The following is a 2,283-nucleotide window of genomic DNA, read 5'->3' on the forward strand; positions in this document are numbered from 1 at the left end:
GGGCTCACGCTCACCGTGCTGTACGTGCTCGCCATCGCCGGCGTCGCCCTGGACCTCGTCGGTTGGAAGTGCCTGGCCTCGCCGAGCTGCCTCACCGGACGCAGCTGGTTGTCCTGGTTGGGTGGGCGGACGATCGGGCTGCGGCTGGCGGTGCTCGCGCTGGTCCCGGCCGCCGCGATCGGCCTGATCTGGCTGATCAGCTGTCGTCCGGGGCGAGCCTTCGAGGCGTTTCGCGCACCCGATCAGGGCGGCTCCGCCTGCCGGCTCGACACCGTCGGCCAGTGGGACGCCGAGCCGCTGGTGGGCCGGTTGCGGGCCATCCATGTCGCCGCCGCGTTCGCGACGCTGGACCTCGTCCTGCTCCTCGCCCAGGGTGCGAGAGACGCCTCGGCGGCCACCATCGCGCTGACGGCGATCACGGGGGTGATCCTGACGAGCTGCGTGGGGATGCTCTGCACCCCGCCACTGATGGACCGGTACCCCGCCGACCAGCGGCTCGACCGGGTCACCCGCACCCTCCGGACCGCTGCCATCATCCTGACCGTGGTCGTCGTGGCACACGTGTCGACCAGTTCGCGGCCGTGGCCGCAGGAGCGCGGGCTGCCCGGTTACGACCCGACAGTGGTCGGTGTGTTCGCGGCTCAGACGACACTGATGGCCGCCCTGGGCGTGGTGCTGCTCTGGTACCGGAGCCGGGAGCGCGACGCCACCCCGCTGTTCGGGTTGGGCGCTCTCGTTGTCGCGGCCACCGGGATCAGTACGGCGGTGGCGTACTCCGCAGAGCTGGTCTGCCGGGTGGCGGACTTCCTGGATCGCGGCGTGCCGACCGGGGAGGGCATCGCCACCGGCCCGCCCCGGGCCTTCACCTGGGCGATCTACGGCTTCTTCCGCGCGGTGGTGGTCACCGCGATCGTCGCCGTTCTGGTCATCCTGATCTCCCGCCGGAGTCGACGCCGGGCTGCGGCGGCGATCGTCGCGCGCGACTTCCCGAACGCGCCGGCCGAGGCCGAGCTCCGCCTGAGGCAGGTCCGAGACGCGATAGCTCGGGCCCGCTTCACCGAGAAACTGGTGCCGTTGGCAGTGGTCTACGGTTGCCTCGCCGGACTCGCCACGGCCACCACCACGGTCGGCCTGCTCGGCCAGTTGCCGGGCGACGTGATCGAGCGAAACATCCGATTGCCGGCGGAGGCGATCACGTTCGCCATCGCGCTCAGCAGCTGGGTGATCGGGGCAATCATCCTCGGCCTGGTCATCGGCGCCATCTTCGCGTACCGGACCGAGCCGTACCGCCGCTACATCGGCGTCCTCTGGGACCTTGGCACCTTCTGGCCCCGGGCCGCCCACCCGTTCGCGCCACCCTGCTACTCCAGGCGGGCGGTGCCGGAACTGGCCCGCCGAATCACCTACCTGGTCGAGCGCGGCGACGCGGTGCTGCTGACCGGGCACAGCCACGGCTCGATTCTGCTCGCCGCCGCGGTGCTCCAACTGCGGCCGCAGATCGGCGACCGGGTCGCCCTGCTCACCCACGGATCACCGCTGCGCCGTTTCTGCGCGCGGCCCTTCCCCGCCTACCTCGACGACGCGGCACTACAGGAGATCGGCCAGCGGGTGGGGTGGCGCTGGGTGAACCTGTGGCGCGACACCGATCCCATCGGTGGCTGGATCTTCTCCCCGAATCCGTCACCCGCGCCGGATACCACCGGCGACCCGACAGCAGCTGTCGATCGCCGACAGCGCGATCCCCGCGATGTGGTGACGCCCCCCGGGGACAGCGTCGCCCCACCCATCCACGGGCACTGGCCGGACGAGTCCGACGAGCCGTTCACCGAGGCGGTTCGGGAGCTGGTGCGGCGCCTCGGCGGGCGGGCTGGCCCGACCACGACGCCGAGGTAGCGGGGCCGGCTCAGCGTTCCCGGCCAGCCGCCGCACGCCAGTCGGCCAGGGCGGTGCCGGGGGTGCGGGCGCCGTCGGCCGGAACGAGCGAGCGTTCGTTCAGCCTGGCGCCGAAGTACCGGGCGTCGGGGTCGGCCACCACCGTGCGGCGATCCTGCTGGTCGGCGAGGAGCGAGCGGCCCAACTCGTCGAGCTGGAACTGCTCCGGACCAGCGACCTCGACCACGGAGTTCGTCGGCGCGCCGAGCGCGACCTCGGTCACCGCGGCCGCCACGTCGTCAGCGGCCATCGGCTGGATGAGCACCGGCGCGAGGTGCACGGTGTCGCCGTCCGTGGCGGCGTCGATGATGCCCTGGAGGAACTCGAAGAACTGGGTGGCGTGCACCACCG

At 72.2% G+C, this 2,283-nt stretch carries 1 protein-coding gene and 1 pseudogene; one reads left to right on the forward strand and one right to left on the reverse strand.

Annotated features, from left to right (window positions below; genetic code table 11):
• The coding region (locus KBX53_RS30190) for a hypothetical protein (RefSeq protein ID WP_210863081.1) at positions 1-1,893 on the forward strand (1,893 nt) is incomplete at its 5' end.
• A gap of 10 nt (positions 1,894-1,903) precedes the next feature.
• On the opposite strand, the pseudogene KBX53_RS30195 reads toward KBX53_RS30190, so the two are convergent.
• Positions 1,904-2,283, reverse strand: a pseudogene (locus KBX53_RS30195) (NmrA family transcriptional regulator); the annotation flags it as partial.

The sequence above is a fragment of the Micromonospora sp. M51 genome, from assembly GCF_018070305.1.
GTDB lineage: Bacteria > Actinomycetota > Actinomycetes > Mycobacteriales > Micromonosporaceae > Micromonospora > Micromonospora parva.